This is a genomic window from Novosphingobium sp. (assembly GCF_027486195.1).
Taxonomy (GTDB): Bacteria; Pseudomonadota; Alphaproteobacteria; order Sphingomonadales; family Sphingomonadaceae; genus Novosphingobium.
Window position 1 is genome coordinate 1 of the sequence record NZ_JAIXPP010000025.1, and the last position, 16,866, is coordinate 16,866.

A 16,866-nucleotide genomic window follows, 5' to 3' on the forward strand; every position below is an offset into this window, starting at 1 on the left:
GCCAGCATCTTCACGCCGCGCCGGGCGATATAGCTGCCCATGCTGTCGTTGATGCGGCGGCCGGAGAGGATCACTTCGGGGTGATAGCCCATCTGCTCCGCCTTGGCGGTGAGGTAGTACGGATCGACGCCGATGCAGTGCCCGCCGACAAGGCCGGGATAGAACTTGAGGAAGTTCCACTTGGTTCCCGCCGCCGCGAGCACTTCCTTGGTGCGGATGCCGACGAGATCGCAGATCTTCGAGATTTCGTTCATCAAGGCGATATTGATATCGCGCTGGGTGTTCTCGATGACTTTCGCCGCCTCCGCCACCTTGATCGAAGAGGCGCGGTGAATGCCCGCGTGGATGATCGAACCATAGAGTTCGGCAAGCGTATCGAGCGTTTCGGCATCCTGCCCGGCGACCACCTTGACGATGGCTTCCAGCGGATGCGCCTTGTCGCCCGGATTGATGCGTTCGGGGCTGTAGCCGAGCTTGAAGCCCACGCCGCTCGTGAGGCCGGAGGCCGCTTCAATGACCGGGGCGCAGACTTCCTCGGTCGCGCCGGGATAGACGGTGCTTTCGAACACGACGATCGTGCCGGGCGCGATGATCCGGCCTATCGCGGCGCAGGCGCCCGTGATGTTGGAGAAATCGGGCCGCCGGCTTTCGTCGACCGGGGTCGGCAAGGTCACGATCAGGATGCTGCAGCCCCTGAGATCCTCGATCGACGATGTGATCGCCAGCGTGGAGGCGGCAAGCTCTTCGGCCGAAATCTCGTTGGTATAGTCATGCCCTGCGCGCAGCGTGCTGACGCGGTGCTCGCTCACGTCGAAGCCGACCACCGCATGCTTGCGGGCGAACGAGACAGCGAGCGGCAGGCCGACGTAGCCAAGCCCGATAACTCCGATTTTGCCGAACGCCTTCATACCCGAACAACCTGCCTCATGCGTTTGGTCATCCCGACTGCGGGGTCATCCGCCCGCCCGGAACGATTCCGGCGCGCTGCTATCGCGCCAGACCCTCCCATATCCAATATTTGCGAACACGGACTTAACCACAGCCGCGCAGGAACGACGAAGGGCGGATTTCCGTCGGGTGCGCCTCCTGCGGTTTCGTGCCAGACGGCTCCCATGCTGGTGGCAGGGAGGACACAATTTCCATTCGTGAAACGTCCGTGTGCATTTTGGGAAGGCACGGCGGCGCAACTCGGCTAGGAGCAACTATCTGATTCTCTTCACTGGAAAAGCCTGCGGAGTGCCCGATGACCGATGCTGAAACGATCCCTGCCCGCGAGCCGCGCGTCGGCACCGGCGGGCTTTTCCGGAGCGATGTGCGCACCGACTGGACGCGCGAGGAAATCGCGGCGCTGTTCGACCTGCCATTCACCGAACTGCTGTTCCGCGCCGCCGAAGTGCATCGGCGCCATCACCGGCCCGATGAAGTGCAGCTGTGCACCTTGCTTTCGATCAAGACCGGCGGCTGCCCGGAGGACTGCGGCTACTGCTCGCAATCGGTCAAGGCGGACAGCGGCGTTGAGGCGACCAAGCTGATGGAGGTGCAGGCGGTGCTGCAATCCGCCGCGCAGGCGCGCGATGCGGGATCGAAGCGCTTCTGCATGGGCGCGGCCTGGCGCAACCCCAAGGACCGCGACATGCCCGCGATCATCGCGATGGTGAAGGGCGTGCGCGAGATGGGTATGGAAACCTGCATGACGCTGGGCATGCTGAGCGAAACGCAGGCCGCGCAGCTCGCGGAAGCGGGGCTCGATTACTACAACCACAACATCGACACGTCGCCCGAACGCTATGGCGAGATCATCACCACGCGCAGCTTCGAGGAGCGGATCGACACGCTGGCGCAAGTCCGCAAGGCGGGCATCAATGTCTGCTCGGGCGGGATCGTCGGCATGGGCGAAACGCGCGGCGACCGCGTGGGCTTCATCCATGCGCTGGCGACGCTGGAGCGCCATCCCGAAAGCGTGCCGGTCAACGCGCTGGTGCCGATCAAGGGCACCGTGCTGGGTGACATGCTGGCGGACACGCCGCTCGCCAAGATCGACGACATCGAATTCGTGCGCACCGTTGCGGCGGCCCGGATCACCATGCCGCGTTCGATGGTGCGGCTTTCGGCAGGGCGCGAATCGATGTCGGAGGCGGCGCAGGCGCTGTGCTTCATGGCCGGGGCCAACTCGATCTTCACCGGCGACCGGCTGCTGACCGCCGCCAATGCAGGGGACGATGCCGATGCGGCGCTGTTTGCCCGGCTGGGCCTGAGGCCGATGGAGGCGGAGGAGCCGATGCGCGCAGACAAGGCGGATTGCGGGCGGTAAGTCCGGTTTCACCGATGGATATGTGGCACGCGCACCGCGCCGATCTGGAAAGCCTCTCTGCGCGCGATCGGCGCCGGCAGCTGATCCTGCGGCAGGGGCGAGACTTTTCCTCGAACGATTACCTCGGCATGGCGCGCGCCCCCCGGCTCGCGCGGGCGGTGGAAGAAGCCATCGCACGCGGCGTGCCGATGGGATCGGGCGGATCGCGGCTGCTGCGCGGCAACGATCCCGAACATGAGGCGCTGGAAGCGCAAGCGGCGCAGTTTTTCGGCTCGGAAAGCGCGCTGTTTCTCTCGTCAGGCTATGCGGCCAACGTCGCCTTGCTGGCGAGCTTGCCGCAGCGCGGCGATCTGATTGTCTACGACGCGCTGATCCACGCCTCGATGCATGAGGGTTTGGCGCTCACGCGGGCGACCGCCGTGATAGCCGGGCACAACGACCCGGACAGCTTCGACGATGCCATCGCCGCATGGCGCGCAAGCGGCGGCAGAGGCCGCGTGTGGCTGGCGTTCGAGAGCCTCTATTCGATGGACGGCGACCGGGCGCCGCTGGCGGACCTCGTCCAGCTTGCCGAGCGGCACGAGGCGATCATGCTGATCGACGAGGCGCATGCGACCGGCGTGTTCGGCCCGGATGGGCGCGGCCTTGCTGCCGCGCTCGACGGGCGGGCGGACACGGTGGTGCTGCGCACTTGCGGCAAGGCGCTGGGATGCGAAGGCGCGCTGGTCTGCGCTCCGGCGGTGGTGCGCGATTTCCTCGTCAACCGGGCGCGCCCGTTCATCTTCTCGACCGCGCCCTCCCCGCTGATGGCCGCTGCGGTGCGCGAGGCGCTGAAGATGCTGGCGGATGAGCCCGAGCGGCGGACCGGGCTGATGGCGCGCGTCGCCCATGCCGAGGCGGCGCTGGCGCCCCATGGCGCGGATGCGACCGGCACGCAGATCATGCCGCTGATCCTTGACGATGAAGCGCGCACCATGGCGGTTGCGGCGCGCCTGCAAGCGGCGGGCTTCGACATTCGCGGCATCCGCCCGCCGACCGTGCCCGCCGGAACCAGCAGGCTAAGGATTTCACTGACACAAAACGTCATGCCGGAAGATATTGACGCGTTGGCGGAAGCCTTGGCAGAGGCGTTGGCATGAGTGCGTTTGTTGTAACCGGAACCGATACCGGGATTGGCAAGACCGTCTTTTCCGCCGCCCTCGCCGGCGCGCTGGGTGCCCACTACTGGAAGCCGGTGCAGTCCGGGCTGGCAGACGGCGCGGACAGCGACAGCGTGGCGACGCTCGCCGGACTGGCCGCCGAGAAGATCCTCCCCGAAGCCTATCGCCTGACCGAACCGCTTTCGCCCCACCGCGCGGCAGAGCTGGACGGCACGGTCATCGATCCCGACTGGCTGATGCTGCCCGAAGCGCGGCCGCTGGTGATCGAAGGCGCAGGCGGCGCGCTGGTGCCGCTGACGCGCGAGGTGACCTATGCCGATGTCTTCGCGCGGTGGGGGCTGCTCACGATCATTGTCGCGCGCACGGCGCTGGGCACGATCAACCACACCCTGCTGACCATCGAGGCACTGCGCGCGCGGCGCGTGCCGATCCACGGCGTGGCCTTCGTCGGCGAAGCGAACGAGGACAACGAGGCGACCATCTGCGAAATGGGCCAGGTGCGGCGGCTGGGCCGCCTGCCCCTCCTGCCCACGCTCGAGCCGCAAACGCTGATCGGCGCCTTTGTCCGGGGTTTCTCCCTCGACGACTTCACGTGAGCAGCTCCGCCGTCTGGCACCCGTTCACCCAGCACGGGCTGGGCGAGCCGGTTCCGCTGGTGACACACGCCGAAGGCGCGGCGCTCTATACGGCTGACGGACGGAGGGTGATCGACGCGATCTCCTCGTGGTGGGTGACGACGCACGGCCACTGCCATCCGCGCATCGTCGAGGCGATCCGGGCGCAGGCCGGGGCGCTGGACCAGTTGATCTTCGCGGGCTGGACCCATGCGCCTGCCGAACAAGTGGCCGCAGGGCTCGTCCAGCTGATGCCGCGCGAACTGACGCGGGTGTTCTTTTCGGACAGTGGCTCGACCTCGGTCGAAGTCGCGCTCAAGATGGCGCTGGGATATTGGGCGCATACCGCGCGACCGCGTTCGCGCATTCTCGTGCTGGAGCACAGCTACCACGGGGATACCATTGGCGCGATGTCGGTCGGCGCACGGGGGGTGTTCAACGCTCCTTATGAGCCGCTGCTGTTCGATGTGGGCTGCATTCCCTTTCCCGTGGGGGACGGGACCAACACGCTGGAAGCGCTGGACGCCGCGTGCCGCGAAGGCCCGGCCGCCTTCATCGTCGAGCCGCTGATCCTCGGCGCGGGCGGCATGCTGATGTACCCACCGGCGCTGCTCGCCGCTATGGCCGAGATCTGCCGCCGTCACGAGGTTCTGCTGATCGCCGACGAAGTGATGACCGGCTGGGGCCGCACCGGCACCCTGCTGGCCTGCGAGCAGGCGGGCGTGGTGCCGGACATCCTGTGCCTTGCCAAGGGAATCACTGGCGGTTCGATGCCGCTGGCGGTGACCATGGCGCGCGAGGATATCTTCCTGGCGCATTGGTCGACCGACCGGGCGAAGATGTTCTTCCACTCCTCCAGCTATACCGCAAACCCGATTGCCTGCGCGGCGGCGGCGGCGAACATCGCGATCTGGCAGGAGGAGCCGGTGCTCGGGCGGCTGGCCGACCTTGGGGCGCGGCAGCAGGCGCTGCTCGAGAGGTTGGCGCTGCTGCCCGGCGTGGCGGCGGTGCGCCGCTGCGGGACGATTGCCGCGCTCGATCTGGAGGTTCCCGACGGCGGCTATCTGTCCTCGCTCGCCCCGCGCCTGTTGACCCTGTTTCGCGAAGCGGACGTGCTGCTGCGCCCGCTCGGCAACACGATCTATGTCATGCCGCCTTACTGCATCGACGAAGCCGATCTCAGCCGGATCGGCGATGTGATCGAAATGGCCGTCCGCGCTGTTGGTCCGTAACGCCCTAAGGGAAAACCCCGAGCGTTCGGCCAGACTAGCGCAACACAGAAAAATGGCCGCTTAAGCGAATCCGCTGGGAGCGCATTAAGGCGCCTCCGGCACATCCTTGCCGCGTCCCCTTGCCGGAGAGCGTGCCATGGTCCGCCGTGCCCTGATCGATCCCTTTCGCCATATTGCGAAACAGGTGCGCCCTACGCTGCGCATCGCCGTGCTGGTGGCCTTGCTTGCCGCCTGCGGGCCGGCGCACCTGCGGCGCACGGCCGAGATCACATCGCCGATCGGGACGGCGCAGGCGGCAGGTTCTGCGGCTAGCGGCGCGGCAAACATCGCCCAGCAGCCGCCGATGGTGCTGGGAGTGCAGACACATTTCAGCCAAGGCTGGTCGTCTTCCACTCTCGCCCTCGCGCGGCAGGTCGGCGCGCCGATGCTGCGCGATTCGCTGCCCTGGGCCGAGAGCGAGAAAGTGCGCGGCAGCTACACCCTCACTACCCCGGCGGCACAGGCGCTGGCCTCGGCCTGCGCGGGCGGGCAGCGCCTGCTGCTGACGGCGGTCCCGTCTAACCCGCTTTATGATGGCGGCGGGTGGGTTTCGAGCGCTGCGGGCAATGCGGCTTTTGCCAGCTACCTTGCGGCACTGGCGGGCCGCTTCGGGTCTTGCCTCGCCGCGATCGAAGTCGGCAACGAGATCAACGGGCCGGGCACGCTGGTCTATCCCGCCGGGGTCGACCGCGCCGCCGCCTATGTCGCGACGCTGAAGGCGGTGCGGGCGCGGATCGGCGGGCGGGTGGCGATCCTCGGCGGATCGACCAACATGATCGGCACCGGCTTCCTCCGGACCCTGTTCGCCGCCGGGATGCTGGCGACGGTGGACGGCATCGCGGTGCACCCCTATCGCTCGCGCGCGGAGGGGCTGGATATCGAGCTCGCGCAGCTCGGTGCCGCAATGGACAGCGCGGGCAAGCGCGTGCCGATCTGGGCAAGCGAATTCAGCATCGACAGCCGCAACCAGCCGTTGGCCGCCGGAGAACTGGTCAAGCAGGCGACCATGCTGGCCGCCGCAGGTGCCGCGCAGGCGAGCTGGTATGCCCTCATCGACCAGCGCTGGTTCCCGAACATGGGGCTTTATGCCGGCACCGCCGCCAAAGCGCAGGCGGGGGCCTTCCGGCTGATGCAGCGCCTGCTGGCGCGTGGACGCCCGCAGCGGCTCGATCTCGGCGATCCGCTGCTGTTTGCCTATCGCTTCGGCACAGACACGACCGTGGTCTGGGGCGCGCCGCGATCGCTCAGGGTCGAAGGCGGGCAGATCAGCGACGCGAGCGGCACACCCGCCGCGCTCGCGCAGGTCAGCGAAAGTCCGCTGGTGATCACCGGCTCCACCGCGATCCGCTTTGGCGCCTCCACCTGGATCGCCGACACGCTGATGGGCTGGGGCACGCCGCAGTGGCGCTATGCGGCGCGGCTGAAGGCCGATACCAGCTACCGCCTGCCGCTGTTCGACGATCAGTTCACCAGCTACTTCGGCGACCGCTGGTATCGCCCGCTGCAGATCAACAACACCTCTGCTGCGCCGGGCGGCACGGCTGCGGTGCCGATCCGCGCGGTGTGGCGGCATGTCGCGCCGGTGGCAGAAGCCATCGACGTGGGAGGTTGCTTCGCCAAGGCCGCTGGCGGTGACGGCGTGGACCTCACCCTTACCGCAGGCAGCAAGGTGCTGTGGCGAGGGGTGTTGACCGGGCGTATGCAACTGCCGCCGCTCAGCGCCAATCTTGCCCCCGGCGATGCGCTGGAGCTCGTGGCCGGGCCCAACCAGACAGCGGGCGGGGACTCGTTCTTCGTGCGGCTCGTGCTGTTCCAGCGCGGCGCTGGGGAGCCGGTGGTCTGCCCGGAGTGATCGCGGATCAGGGGTGAGGCGGGGGCGGCAGGCGGCGCGCGGTGAGGATCTTCACCGGCGCTTCCAGCATCTGCCCGCGCATCGAACCTTCGCCTAGCGTTTGCGAGATCGGCGCTTCCCAGATCTTGCGCACGACATCCATGCCTGCCGTGACCTTGCCGAACACCGCGTAGCCCGCCTGCGCCTCCGGATCGGCGGACGCGGGGTTCGCATCGAGGCTGGTGAGGTCCGACAGCATGATCGAGAAATCCGCCGTTGCCGTGCCGGGAGCATTGCGCGCCATCGAGATCGCGCCGGACACATGGCTGAGGCCGGTCTGGCTGGTAGGTTCATGTGCGATGGGCGGGAACAGGCGGCGCGGATCGCGCAGGCCGCCCTGCAGCAGGCCATTGGGCTGATCGCCCCAGGCAAGGTGCATCGCGCGGTAGAAGCTGATCCCGTCGAACCGCCGTGCATCGACATAGTGCAGGAAGTTGGCGGTGCTGATCGGAGCATGCGCGCCATCGAGCGTAAGTTCGATCATGCCCAGCTCGGTGGTAAGCACAACGCGTTCGACTGCTGCCAGCGGAGGGGGCGGCGGAGGCGGAGGCGGGGCGGCCACACGCTTTCGCGGCGCGGCGGCGACCAGCAGGGAGGCAAGCGGAAGCGCGGCGAGGACGAATCGGCGGTTCATCATGGCACCGCATTAACCTTCAAGGCGCGCAGCGAAGCAAGGGTTGCCGTGCGGCACAGTCCGAAATGGCATGAACGCCCCCTCCGGTGCCGCTCGTAACGCGGCTTGGCGCGAATCTAACGGCCCTTGCGCCAGATGAAGGCACCCCACGCCACCATGGTCCGCCCAGCCCCATCAGGCTGGCGGGCCATCTCATTCGACGCCAATCGGAAGGACCAACGATGTTCAAGACTGCCAAGATCCTGGCCTTCGGGCTTTTCGCCGCCGCCTGCGTTACCGGCCCCGCCCACGCCCAGTCGGCCGACTGGATCCGCCAGGTCACCCGCACCATCGCCTCCAAGCAGACCTATCCCAAGGCCGCGGTTGCGCGCGGCGAAGAAGGCACGGCGAAAGTGAAGATCTTTGTTGCCGCCTCCGGCGCGGTCGAGCGCGCCGAACTGGTCTCGCCCTCGGGCTCGACCTCGCTCGATCGCGAAGCGCTGGCCCTGCCGAGCCGCACCGGCTCGGTGCCGCCGCCGCCTGGTGGGGCCACCTCGGTGACCGTGCCGATCACGTGGAAGCTGCTGTAAGCAAGCCATTTTCAGTTGACGACCGGAGCCAGACGGCCCTCGGCCGAGGAAGGGGCGGAGCAATCCGTCCCTTCTTTTTTCTTCAGCCGATCACTTCGAGAGCGAGATCGCTTTCGCCGAAGAAGGCCTTGAGCGCTGAAAGCCCGCGATGGATGTTGACCTTGACCAGCGCTTCGGACTGGCCGGTCATGGCGGCGGCTTCGCGGACAGAGAAGCCCTGCAGCTTGACCAGCCGGATCGCATCGGCCTGCGGGCGGCGCAGGCGATCGAACAGCCCGGCCATGACAATGCCGCTGAGCGAGGCGCTTTCGTGGCTGGGCACGCCGTGCAGGCCTTCATCCAGCTCCTCGGTGCGATTGCGCCCGGCGCTGCGCAGGCTGTCCACGCCCTTGAAGCGGGCGATGGCTGCGAGCCAGGGCAGGAACGGGCGGCCCGGTTCGAACGTGGCGCGCTTGAGGTGGAGCGCGGTGAGCGCTTCCTGCACCGCATCGTCGACCATTTCGGGGGCAAGGCGGCGAGCGAAGTAGCGGCGCAGCCAGCGGCCAGCCTCTTCCAGCAGGCGGCGATACGCGGCAGCATCCCCGGCAAGGCTGGCTGCCATCGCGGTTTCCCAACCGAAGCCAACGCTCTTGCGCGGGCTGCTTGCAGCGTGCCGGGCGGTCTCCAGTTGGCTTGCCATGCTTTGCTCCTTTGCCTCTCGATGCACCAACAGTGCCTCAGTGCTGGCAAGCCGACCACGCACCAGGTGGTTATGCTATCAATGCATGCCGGGTATGAGCGAACTCAAACCTCTATTCGACAAGGATAAATTCAGACAGCTCGGTGCGATTTCGCCGCAGAGCGGGCGCCAGTTCGCGCGTTGCGGGCAAGTCTGGCGCCACATCGCCGGTGATCAGACGGGCTCCGCGCTGGTAGGTAAGATAGCTCCAGAGCCAGCTCATTCCGACCGAGAGACGATTGCGGTGCCCGGTCAGGAACCAGATATGGGCGACGCACCACAGCAGCCAGGCGGGCAGACCGGTCACGCGCAGACGGCCGAAATCGGCGATCGCGCGGCTGCGGCCGATCGTCGCCATGTTGCCATAGTCGCGGTAGCGGAACGGCGGCACGGCGCGGCCCTGCAGCGCCGCGCGAATGGCGCGGGCGGCGTGCTGGCCCTGCTGCTTGGCAACGGGGGCCACACCCGGCAGCGCCCGCCCCGCTCCATCGATGCATACAGCGGTATCGCCAATCACGAAGATGGCAGGATCGCCATCGGGATGGAGGTCCGCGCCCACCGGAACACGGCCCGAGCGATCGCCCTCACAGCCAAGCCATTCCGCCGCGCGACTGGCCATGACACCGGCGGCCCAGATCACTGTACCCGCCTTGATCCGGTTGCCATCGACAGTAACGCCCTCGGCATCGATAGCGGTGACATCCGCTTCGAGCCGGACTTCGACGCCCAGTTCCTCGATGCCCTTGCGCGCTTTGGCCGAAAGCGCGGGTGGGAAAGATGGCAGCAGACGATCTCCGCGCTGGAGCAGCACGATCCGCGAGCAATGCGGGGTGATGTGGCGGAAATCGCGGCTGACCGACTGGCGGGCAAGTTCGGCAATCGCGCCGGCCATCTCGACCCCGGTCGGGCCGCCGCCGATCACCACGAACGTGAGCAGCGCCTTGCGCTTCACCTCGTCGGTTTCGGTTTCCGCGCGTTCGAGCGCAAGGAGCACGCGGCGGCGGATCGCGGTGGCATCGTCGATGGTCTTGATGCCGGGCGCATGGGGCGCCCAGTCCTCGCGCCCGAAATAGCTGTGCGTGGCGCCGGTGGCGATGATCAGCCAGTCGTAGGCCAGCGGCTCTCCATCGCCGAGAATAACGCGGCGGCATTCCTGATCGACACCGTAGACCCGGTCGAGCAGCACGCGCACGTTCGGCTGGCGGGCGAGGATGGCGCGGATCGAACCGGCGATATCTGCCGGCGAGAGGCCGGCGGTGGCAACCTGATAGAGCAGCGGCTGGAACAGGTGGTGGTTGCGCTTGTCGATCAGGGTGATCTCGACCGGCGCACCGGCCAGCCCCCTGGCCGCTGCCAGCCCGCCGAACCCGCCGCCAACGATCACGACCTGCGGAGGCTTGCCCGCGACCGTAGCGGTTGTTTCGCCTGCTTCACCGACCCCTGATTCACCGACCATTGTCTTGCTCCCGCCTTGGATGGAGAGCGTTTCGCCTGGGGCTGGTTGATCGTTACAGCGCTCAGGCCGAGCGCAGCAGGGGATCGGCGGCGAATGCGGCGATGAGATGATCGGCAACCGCCCGCACGCGCGCGGCGACATAGCGCCCCGCCGGCATGACGAGGTGGATCGGCATGTCCGCCGGGGGATGATCGGGCAGCACTTCGATCAGCCGGCCGCTGGCAAGGTCTTCCTCGAAAAGCCAACGCGCATTGACGGCAACGCCAATGCTCGCCAGCGCCGCCGCACGCAGCGCATCCGGGCTGTCGGCGCGGAAAGTCCCGCTCACTTCGATCTGCATGTCCTTGCCGAGCACCCATTTGTTGCCCGTCGCGAGCAGCGAGTAGCTGAGGCAATTGTGCGCCGAAAGATCGGACGGCTGATGCGGCACACCATATTCATCAAGATAGGCGGGCGATGCGACCATGACACGGCGGCACACGCCGATGCGGCGCGCGATCGAGCGGCTATCGCCGATTGCGCCGACACGGATGGCGAAATCGAGATTGTCCGATACGAGGTTGAGCGCGTGATCGGACACCCTGAGATCGATTTCGATGCGCGGCTGGATGCGCTGGAATTGCGCCAGCATCGCAATGACGCGCGACTGCGCGAGCGTGAGCGGCGCGGTCAATCGCACTTGGCCGCCAAGCGCGCCATGCAGCCCGACCGCCGCCTCGGCTTCGTCGATCGCCGCCAGCGCGCGCAAGGCCGCTTCGTAGTAAGCCTGCCCTTCGCTTGTCAGCGCAATGGAACGGGTGGTGCGCTTCAGCAGCGCGGCGCCGAGATGGCGCTCCAGAGCACCCACCTGGCGCGAGACAGTCGACTGCGGCAATTCGAGACGCGCGGCGGCGCGGCTGAAGCTGGCCGCATCCGCAACGGTGATGAAAGTGCGCATCCAGCCGGTGAGATCGTTCACGCCGCTGTCCTGCACCATCGGCTGATGCTGGTAAAGCACCATTCCAGTCCATTTCACCGCAGTTCAATGCAATTTATGGATAAATCATATGTGGCATGCGCCGCTTGCGGCAAGTCCGGATGGCGCTCATTGTCGCAGGATCAACCCGCTGTCGTCCGCGACTCCGGTGGCGCCCTTGCGGTGCCGGCTGGTCCGGGAATGTCCGGCGGTTGCAGGCACAGGGCAGCACAGCCATGGAAATGCATCAGGTCCGGTACTTCCTGGCCGCGGCACGCCTGCTGAACTTCACGCGCGCAGCCATCGAGTGCAACGTCTCGCAGCCCTCGCTGACCAAGGCGATCCAGAAGCTGGAAGACGAATTCGGCGCCCCGCTGTTTCGCCGTGAACGGGCGCGCACCCACCTGACCGAGCTGGGCAAGGCCATGTTGCCGCATCTCGAACGCAGCTTCGAGGCCGCGCAGACCGCCAAGCAGATGGCCCGCGGCATGGGCCGGGCGGAAATCGCGCCGCTGGCGCTGGGCGTCGCGCGGACGGTCGAGCATGCGATGCTGGAACGCGTGCTGGCAGAACTGGGCAAGAGCCTTTCCGGGCTGGAACTGGCGCTGGCGGGCGGCTCCTCGCGCGAGTTGATCGAGTTGGCCATGGCCGGCTCGCTCGACCTGATCATCGTCGAGATGCCCGATGAAGCCCCCGAGCGGCTGGATTGCTGGCCTTTGTTCGCGGATGAATGGTGCATCGTCACCCGCGGCGATCATCCTTTTGCCGCCGCCCCTCCCGCCTCGGCCGCCATGCTCGAGGAGGAAGCCTGGATCGATCTCGCCGGTGATGGCTGCGCCGCTTTAGCGCGGATCGCCACGCAAGTCGGCGCGGCGATCGAAGTGCGGCATCAGGCGCAAGGCGCCGCGCAATTGCGGCAGATGGTGCAGGCCGGGCTCGGTTGCGGCTGGACACCGCGCAGCATTGCCGCGCCGCCGCTGACGGCAACCGGGCTGCCGTTCGGATCGGTGGAGACGCGGTTCGTGCTCGCCTCTGTTGCCGGGCGCCGTCGCTCGGTCGCTGCAGAGGCATTCCTGCGGGTCGCCCGAGCGCAGGATTGGGCGCTGGCGAACGGCGCGGCGGCAGCAGGGGCGGCAGCAAGGGCGCCATAGGGGCCGCGCATGGACTCGATGCACCGCGGTGCGTTTCCCCTGCCCCGCAATCACGCCTATGAGATGATGATGGACCGCCCCACCACTTCCCCCGCGCCGCTGGCACCCCAGCTGGCGCAGATCCGGCGCCGCAATCCGGACCTCGGCCCGTTTTTCGACGAGATCGTGATTGCGCTGCGCGGTGCGGGCGTAGGGGCAGCCGCGCCCAAAGTGGGGGAGATGTTTCCCGATTTCTCGCTGCCGACCGCGCACGGCGGCTATCGCCGGCTGGGCGACCTGCTCGATCAGGGTCCAGTGATCGTTAACTTCAGCCGTGGCCGCTGGTGTCCCTATTGCGTGCACGAGGTTACGGCATGGGCCGGCATGCTGCCTGAGCTGGCGGAGGCCGGCGTCCGTTTTGTCGAGATCACCGGCGAGACCGGGGGCGGCGCGCGCGCACTTGGCGCCGTGCTGGAAGCCTCTCCCCATGCGGAAGTGGCGGACGTGCTGTGCGATATCGACCACGGCGTTGCGCTTTCGCTCGGCCTCGCGTTCTTTGCCGGTGATCCGCTGCTCGATTTCTACCGGGATGCAGGGCTCGACATGCATGAGCTCTACGGTTCGCCGAGCGGGTTCCTCCCGGTGCCGGCCACCTTCGCACTCGATCAGACCGGCCGCGTGCGGTTCGCCTATGCCGATGTCGATTTCCGCGAACGCGCCGAACCGGCTGACGTGCTGGCCGCGCTGCGCGAAATCTGAACCCTACCAGCGCAGCAAACGCGGCGTGACGAAGCGGATGACGGTTGCCGTCAACAGCATCGCCGCAGGATAGGCGGTCGTGACGAAGGCCATCGTCTGCGAGGGACAGAACAGGCTATAGGCAAAGGTGCCGAGCCCCGCCGCAGCCCATCCGGTCAGCCAACCGGCGCGCGCCAGATCGGTGGGTGCCGCACGGCGCATCCACAGCACGAGCCCGGTGCCGACAAGCAGCGAAGTCGCCAGCGCGATACCGCAGCAGCGCAAGGTGCCGAACGGGGTGAGTTCGGCAAAGCTGGGCCGCCGGCCGCCGGCGATGCCATCCAGCAGCAACCCCATGAGGCCAACCGGAAAGATGCCGAGAATCAGCGTCCCGAGGGCAGTTGCACCCTGATCGGCGCGGCCCGGAAGCGCGGCACGCAGCGCAGCCACGAGCATTGCAAGGCTGCCCGCCAGCAAGACGGCCCCGCGCGCGAGCACGATCGGCGCGGGGTGCAGGGCAATCACATCCTGCCGCAATCCGACGGTGAGCCACACCCCGCCGATGGCGAGCGCCGTGAGCCCCAGCCCGGCGGCCATGCCGCGCCAAAGGCGCAGCGGCACGACCGGTCGCAGATCGCCGACCAGCGCCTCGATCGTCTGTGCGATGGACGGATCGTCCGGATCGAGGGCCATCAGACTTCCTTCACTGCACCGCCGCGCCCGAAGGGAAAACGGCCGGGATCAGGATCGCCAGATGCGCTGGCTACCGGTTCCCGGCCACGTTGCATCTTTGCCCCCGCCTCGCAAGACCACCTCGCAAGACCGGCCCGCAGTCACGCGGGCCGGTCGCTGCGCGGAGCAGGCGGCGCGGGTTCAGCCCCGATGCAGCAGACGGTCGAGCGAGAGCGCTCCACCGCCCTTGGCGATGAGCGGCAGGAGTATGGCCGCCCAGCTCAGGTGCGTCGGCCAGGCATCGGGATAGACGAAAACCTCGATCACCGTGGTCATGCCGAGCAGGCCCAGCGCGGCAAAGCGCGTGCCGAGGCCCAGGACGAGCAGGATCGGGAACAGGTGTTCGCAATAAGTCGCCATGTGGGCGGCCAGATGCGGTGGCACGAGCGGCAGTTTGTAGTCGGCTTGGAACAGGTAGTAGGTGCTGTCGGTGATCGTCAGCCAGCCTTCCACCTTGGTCCGGCCCGACTGGAAGAACACCGCCGCGATGCCGAGCCGCGCCACCAGCAGCAGCACGGTTTCGGGCAGCAGTCGCCCGGCCAGCGCGGCCAGCCGGTTGTAGACGGAAACGAGAGCGGTCATGCGGGGATACCTCGAAGGCTCCACCCGGGTGTTCCGGCCTGCCAGAACACCCGGCGGGGATCAGTGTGCTTTCGCGGTCAGCGAACCGTTGCCCTTGGGCGTCTTGATCGAGGTGCAGGTGCCGGCCTTGACCAGCATCCAGGCGTTGCCCTGATAATCGACCTTCGAGGTGCCGGCGCAGCTGGTGCCCGGGCCGGCGGCGCATTCGTTCTTGCCAGCTTTGGCAACGCCGTAGCACTTTTCCATCGCGGGCTTGGCATCGGCAGCATGCGCAGCACCGGCAGCAAGGCCGAGAGCGATCGAGGCAGCGAAAGCGGTTGCAGCAATCTTCATGACAGGTTCCTTCGTGAACGGTTGCACCACAGGGGCGAAAATGCGGGAACAGGGAAGGCCGGGCGCTTCGTTTGCCGCGCCCTTGCCTCGTGTCCGGAAGTCTTCGCGCCGGCCACGTTGACCAGTTCGCCGGGTGCCGAGCGGCGGTTACACGGCGCAGCATTTTTTCCGCGCGGGTGGACCTCGTGAGCCACAAATCCTAGAGGGTGGCCAAACAAGTCACCGTGGTGAAAGGACAATCGGCTCGTGCGGAATTTTGCGCTGGAGGTGTACTTCTCGAAGTGGGAATTCGCCGCGAAGTATCACCTCACCGCGTCCGACGCGCAGAGCATGACCCTTTCGCAGCTTCTCGCGCATGCAACGCCTGCAGATCGCGAGCGGTTCGACAACCTGCACCTGGGCTATACCAAGACCTTCGGCGCGGAACCGCTGCTGCACGAGATCGCGAAGACCTACGATACGATCCGCGAAGACCAGCTACTGTGCTTTGCAGGCGCGGAAGAGGGCATCTATGTCGCGATGAAAGTGCTGCTTCGGCCTGAGGACCACTGCATCGTCATCACGCCCAACTATCAGGCGGCCGAAACGATCCCGCTCTCGATCTGTGCGGTGACGGGGGTCGCGCTGGATGAAAACGCGGGCTGGGCGCTTGATCTGGATGCCGTGCGCGCGGCGCTGCGGCCGAACACCAAGCTCATCTCGATCAACTTTCCCAACAATCCCACCGGGGCAATCCCTTCGCAGGAGACGTTTGCCGCGCTGGTCGAGCTGTGCCGGGAACGCGGGATCTGGCTGTTCAGCGACGAGGTGTACCGCCTGATCGAGCACCGCAGCGATGCGCGTATTCCCCAAGTGGCCGATGTCTACGAGCGGGGCATCTCGCTCAATGTGATGTCAAAGAGCTATGGCCTGCCCGGCTTGCGCATCGGCTGGCTGGCCTGCCAGGACCGCGCGTTTCTGCAAGGCTGCGAGCGCTACAAGCACTATCTCTCGATCTGCAATTCGGCGCCTTCGGAGCTGCTCGCCGAAATCGCGCTGAAGGCGCGCGAGGTGATCGTCGGGCGCAACCGCGATCTTGCGCACCGCAACCTCGATCTGCTCGACAGCTTCTTCGCCGATTTCCCCGGCCTGTTTGATTGGCGCAGGCCCGATGGCAGCTGCGTGGCCTTCATCCGCTACAAGGGCGCGGACGGGGTGGAGCGCTTTACCGAGCGGCTGGTCGAGGAAACCGGCGTGCTGCTGCTGCCCTCCAGCATCTATCACTCCGAGCTTGGCCCCGTGCCACAAGACCATTTCCGCATCGGCTTTGGCCGGAGCAATCTGGCTGAAGGGCTGACGGTGTTTCGGGAGTGGTTGATGCGCAACCGGGCGTAAGCATGGACAGCGCCCGCCGCAGAAAATTCCACCCGGCCTGTAACCGCGCTGAGTCCAAAGCCGAATAAACCCATGCCAACCCGGCGCAATATTCGGAGACGACCCATGACCACCTTCAATTCCGGCCTGAAGGCCGGCTTTGCCATCGCTGCCAACGCTGCCCTGATCGCCGCCGCCATGGCAGCCCTCCCTGCCCCCGCGATTGCCAAGGAGAAGTCTGCCGAGGTCGTGCACTGCTACGGCGTGAACACCTGCAAAGGCACTTCGGACTGCGCCGCCGGCGCGCACAGCTGCAAGGGCCAGAACGAATGCAAGGGCCAGGGCTTCAAGGCGCTGACCAAGAAGGCCTGCGCGGCGCAGGGCGGCAGCCTGACCGAGCCCAAGTAAGGCTCCACCAG

At 66.9% G+C, this 16,866-nt stretch carries 18 protein-coding genes; 10 read left to right on the top strand and 8 right to left on the bottom strand.

Translation table 11 applies throughout. The annotated features are described in order from the left end of the window. Positions 1-908, bottom strand: a 908-nt coding sequence (locus Q0071_RS05515; RefSeq protein WP_298166164.1) for a nucleotide sugar dehydrogenase, incomplete at its 3' end; no start/stop codon positions are given. A 404-nt stretch (positions 909-1,312) separates the two neighbouring features. Between Q0071_RS05515 and bioB the strand changes: the two genes are divergently transcribed. The 5 genes from bioB (at position 1,313) to Q0071_RS05540 (ending at position 7,208) form a co-directional block, all read left to right on the top strand. Further along, positions 1,313-2,311, top strand: a complete 999-nt coding sequence (gene bioB / locus Q0071_RS05520; protein ID WP_298166232.1) for a biotin synthase BioB — start codon at positions 1,313-1,315, stop codon at positions 2,309-2,311. 14 nt (positions 2,312-2,325) lie between these two features. Further along, positions 2,326-3,450, top strand: a complete 1,125-nt coding sequence (locus Q0071_RS05525; protein WP_298166166.1) for an 8-amino-7-oxononanoate synthase — start codon at positions 2,326-2,328, stop codon at positions 3,448-3,450. Beyond that, entirely contained in the window at positions 3,447-4,067 is a 621-nt protein-coding gene (bioD, locus tag Q0071_RS05530) for a dethiobiotin synthase (RefSeq protein WP_298166168.1), read from the top strand. Before Q0071_RS05525 ends, bioD begins: the two co-directional genes overlap by 4 nt. Beyond that, the gene (locus tag Q0071_RS05535; protein WP_298166170.1) at positions 4,064-5,317 is read left to right on the top strand and encodes an adenosylmethionine--8-amino-7-oxononanoate transaminase; all 1,254 of its coding nucleotides are present in this window, start codon (positions 4,064-4,066) and stop codon (positions 5,315-5,317) included. Before bioD ends, Q0071_RS05535 begins: the two co-directional genes overlap by 4 nt. Positions 5,318-5,453: 136 nt before the next feature. Then, positions 5,454-7,208, top strand: coding sequence for a hypothetical protein (locus Q0071_RS05540; protein WP_298166172.1), 1,755 nt, complete (start codon positions 5,454-5,456; stop codon positions 7,206-7,208). Positions 7,209-7,215: 7 nt separating this feature from the next. Here the strand turns inward: Q0071_RS05540 and Q0071_RS05545 are convergent, their stop codons facing one another. Beyond that, the gene (locus Q0071_RS05545) at positions 7,216-7,884 is read right to left on the bottom strand and encodes a peptidylprolyl isomerase (RefSeq protein ID WP_298166174.1); all 669 of its coding nucleotides are present in this window, start codon (positions 7,882-7,884) and stop codon (positions 7,216-7,218) included. Positions 7,885-8,102: 218 nt separating this feature from the next. On the opposite strand from Q0071_RS05545, the gene Q0071_RS05550 reads away from it, so the two are divergent. Next, complete coding sequence (locus tag Q0071_RS05550; protein WP_298166176.1) at positions 8,103-8,450, top strand: energy transducer TonB; 348 nt, start codon at positions 8,103-8,105, stop codon at positions 8,448-8,450. 82 nt (positions 8,451-8,532) lie between these two features. Here the strand turns inward: Q0071_RS05550 and Q0071_RS05555 are convergent, their stop codons facing one another. From Q0071_RS05555 to Q0071_RS05565, 3 genes are all read right to left on the bottom strand, one after another. Next, positions 8,533-9,129: a sigma-70 family RNA polymerase sigma factor gene (locus Q0071_RS05555; RefSeq protein ID WP_366886111.1), complete on the bottom strand. Its 597-nt coding sequence runs from the start codon at positions 9,127-9,129 to the stop codon at positions 8,533-8,535. Positions 9,130-9,241: 112 nt separating this feature from the next. Next, entirely contained in the window at positions 9,242-10,624 is a 1,383-nt protein-coding gene (locus tag Q0071_RS05560; protein WP_298166177.1) for an NAD(P)/FAD-dependent oxidoreductase, read from the bottom strand. Between the two features lie 61 nt (positions 10,625-10,685). Beyond that, entirely contained in the window at positions 10,686-11,621 is a 936-nt protein-coding gene (locus tag Q0071_RS05565) for a LysR family transcriptional regulator (protein ID WP_298166179.1), read from the bottom strand. Positions 11,622-11,815: 194 nt separating this feature from the next. On the opposite strand from Q0071_RS05565, the gene Q0071_RS05570 reads away from it, so the two are divergent. Then, positions 11,816-12,730: a LysR family transcriptional regulator gene (locus Q0071_RS05570; RefSeq protein WP_298166181.1), complete on the top strand. Its 915-nt coding sequence runs from the start codon at positions 11,816-11,818 to the stop codon at positions 12,728-12,730. 9 nt (positions 12,731-12,739) lie between these two features. Then, positions 12,740-13,468 (top strand): peroxiredoxin-like family protein, encoded by a 729-nt coding sequence (locus Q0071_RS05575; RefSeq protein WP_298166183.1) that lies wholly within the window; start codon positions 12,740-12,742, stop codon positions 13,466-13,468. A gap of 3 nt (positions 13,469-13,471) precedes the next feature. Here Q0071_RS05575 and Q0071_RS05580 read toward each other — a convergent pair whose 3' ends face one another. The 3 genes from Q0071_RS05580 to Q0071_RS05590 form a co-directional block, all read right to left on the bottom strand. Continuing rightward, entirely contained in the window at positions 13,472-14,140 is a 669-nt protein-coding gene (locus Q0071_RS05580) for a DUF1109 domain-containing protein (protein WP_298166185.1), read from the bottom strand. Between the two features lie 180 nt (positions 14,141-14,320). Next, the gene (locus Q0071_RS05585; RefSeq protein WP_298166187.1) at positions 14,321-14,761 is read right to left on the bottom strand and encodes a DoxX family protein; all 441 of its coding nucleotides are present in this window, start codon (positions 14,759-14,761) and stop codon (positions 14,321-14,323) included. A gap of 60 nt (positions 14,762-14,821) precedes the next feature. Continuing rightward, entirely contained in the window at positions 14,822-15,094 is a 273-nt protein-coding gene (locus Q0071_RS05590) for a DUF2282 domain-containing protein (protein WP_298166189.1), read from the bottom strand. 246 nt (positions 15,095-15,340) lie between these two features. Between Q0071_RS05590 and Q0071_RS05595 the strand changes: the two genes are divergently transcribed. Both Q0071_RS05595 and Q0071_RS05600 read left to right on the top strand, forming a co-directional pair. Next, complete coding sequence (locus Q0071_RS05595; protein WP_298166191.1) at positions 15,341-16,468, top strand: aminotransferase class I/II-fold pyridoxal phosphate-dependent enzyme; 1,128 nt, start codon at positions 15,341-15,343, stop codon at positions 16,466-16,468. Positions 16,469-16,573: 105 nt separating this feature from the next. Continuing rightward, positions 16,574-16,855: a hypothetical protein gene (locus Q0071_RS05600; RefSeq protein WP_298166193.1), complete on the top strand. Its 282-nt coding sequence runs from the start codon at positions 16,574-16,576 to the stop codon at positions 16,853-16,855. The last annotated feature ends 11 nt before the right edge of the window (positions 16,856-16,866 follow it).

Excerpts from the sequence above, each read along its gene's own strand:
- Q0071_RS05580 (WP_298166185.1), bottom strand. The coding sequence starts at position 14,140 with ATGGCCCTCGATCCGGACGATCCGTCCATCGCACAGACGATCGAGGCG.
- Q0071_RS05555 (WP_366886111.1), bottom strand. The coding sequence starts at position 9,129 with ATGGCAAGCCAACTGGAGACCGCCCGGCACGCTGCAAGCAGCCCGCGC.
- bioD (WP_298166168.1), top strand. The coding sequence starts at position 3,447 with ATGAGTGCGTTTGTTGTAACCGGAACCGATACCGGGATTGGCAAGACC.
- Q0071_RS05540 (WP_298166172.1), top strand. The coding sequence starts at position 5,454 with ATGGTCCGCCGTGCCCTGATCGATCCCTTTCGCCATATTGCGAAACAG.
- Q0071_RS05545 (WP_298166174.1), bottom strand. The coding sequence starts at position 7,884 with ATGATGAACCGCCGATTCGTCCTCGCCGCGCTTCCGCTTGCCTCCCTG.
- Q0071_RS05575 (WP_298166183.1), top strand. The coding sequence starts at position 12,740 with ATGGACTCGATGCACCGCGGTGCGTTTCCCCTGCCCCGCAATCACGCC.
- Q0071_RS05525 (WP_298166166.1), top strand. The coding sequence starts at position 2,326 with ATGGATATGTGGCACGCGCACCGCGCCGATCTGGAAAGCCTCTCTGCG.
- Q0071_RS05585 (WP_298166187.1), bottom strand. The coding sequence starts at position 14,761 with ATGACCGCTCTCGTTTCCGTCTACAACCGGCTGGCCGCGCTGGCCGGG.
- Q0071_RS05550 (WP_298166176.1), top strand. The coding sequence starts at position 8,103 with ATGTTCAAGACTGCCAAGATCCTGGCCTTCGGGCTTTTCGCCGCCGCC.
- Q0071_RS05560 (WP_298166177.1), bottom strand. The coding sequence starts at position 10,624 with ATGGTCGGTGAATCAGGGGTCGGTGAAGCAGGCGAAACAACCGCTACG.
- Q0071_RS05590 (WP_298166189.1), bottom strand. The coding sequence starts at position 15,094 with ATGAAGATTGCTGCAACCGCTTTCGCTGCCTCGATCGCTCTCGGCCTT.
- Q0071_RS05570 (WP_298166181.1), top strand. The coding sequence starts at position 11,816 with ATGGAAATGCATCAGGTCCGGTACTTCCTGGCCGCGGCACGCCTGCTG.
- Q0071_RS05600 (WP_298166193.1), top strand. The coding sequence starts at position 16,574 with ATGACCACCTTCAATTCCGGCCTGAAGGCCGGCTTTGCCATCGCTGCC.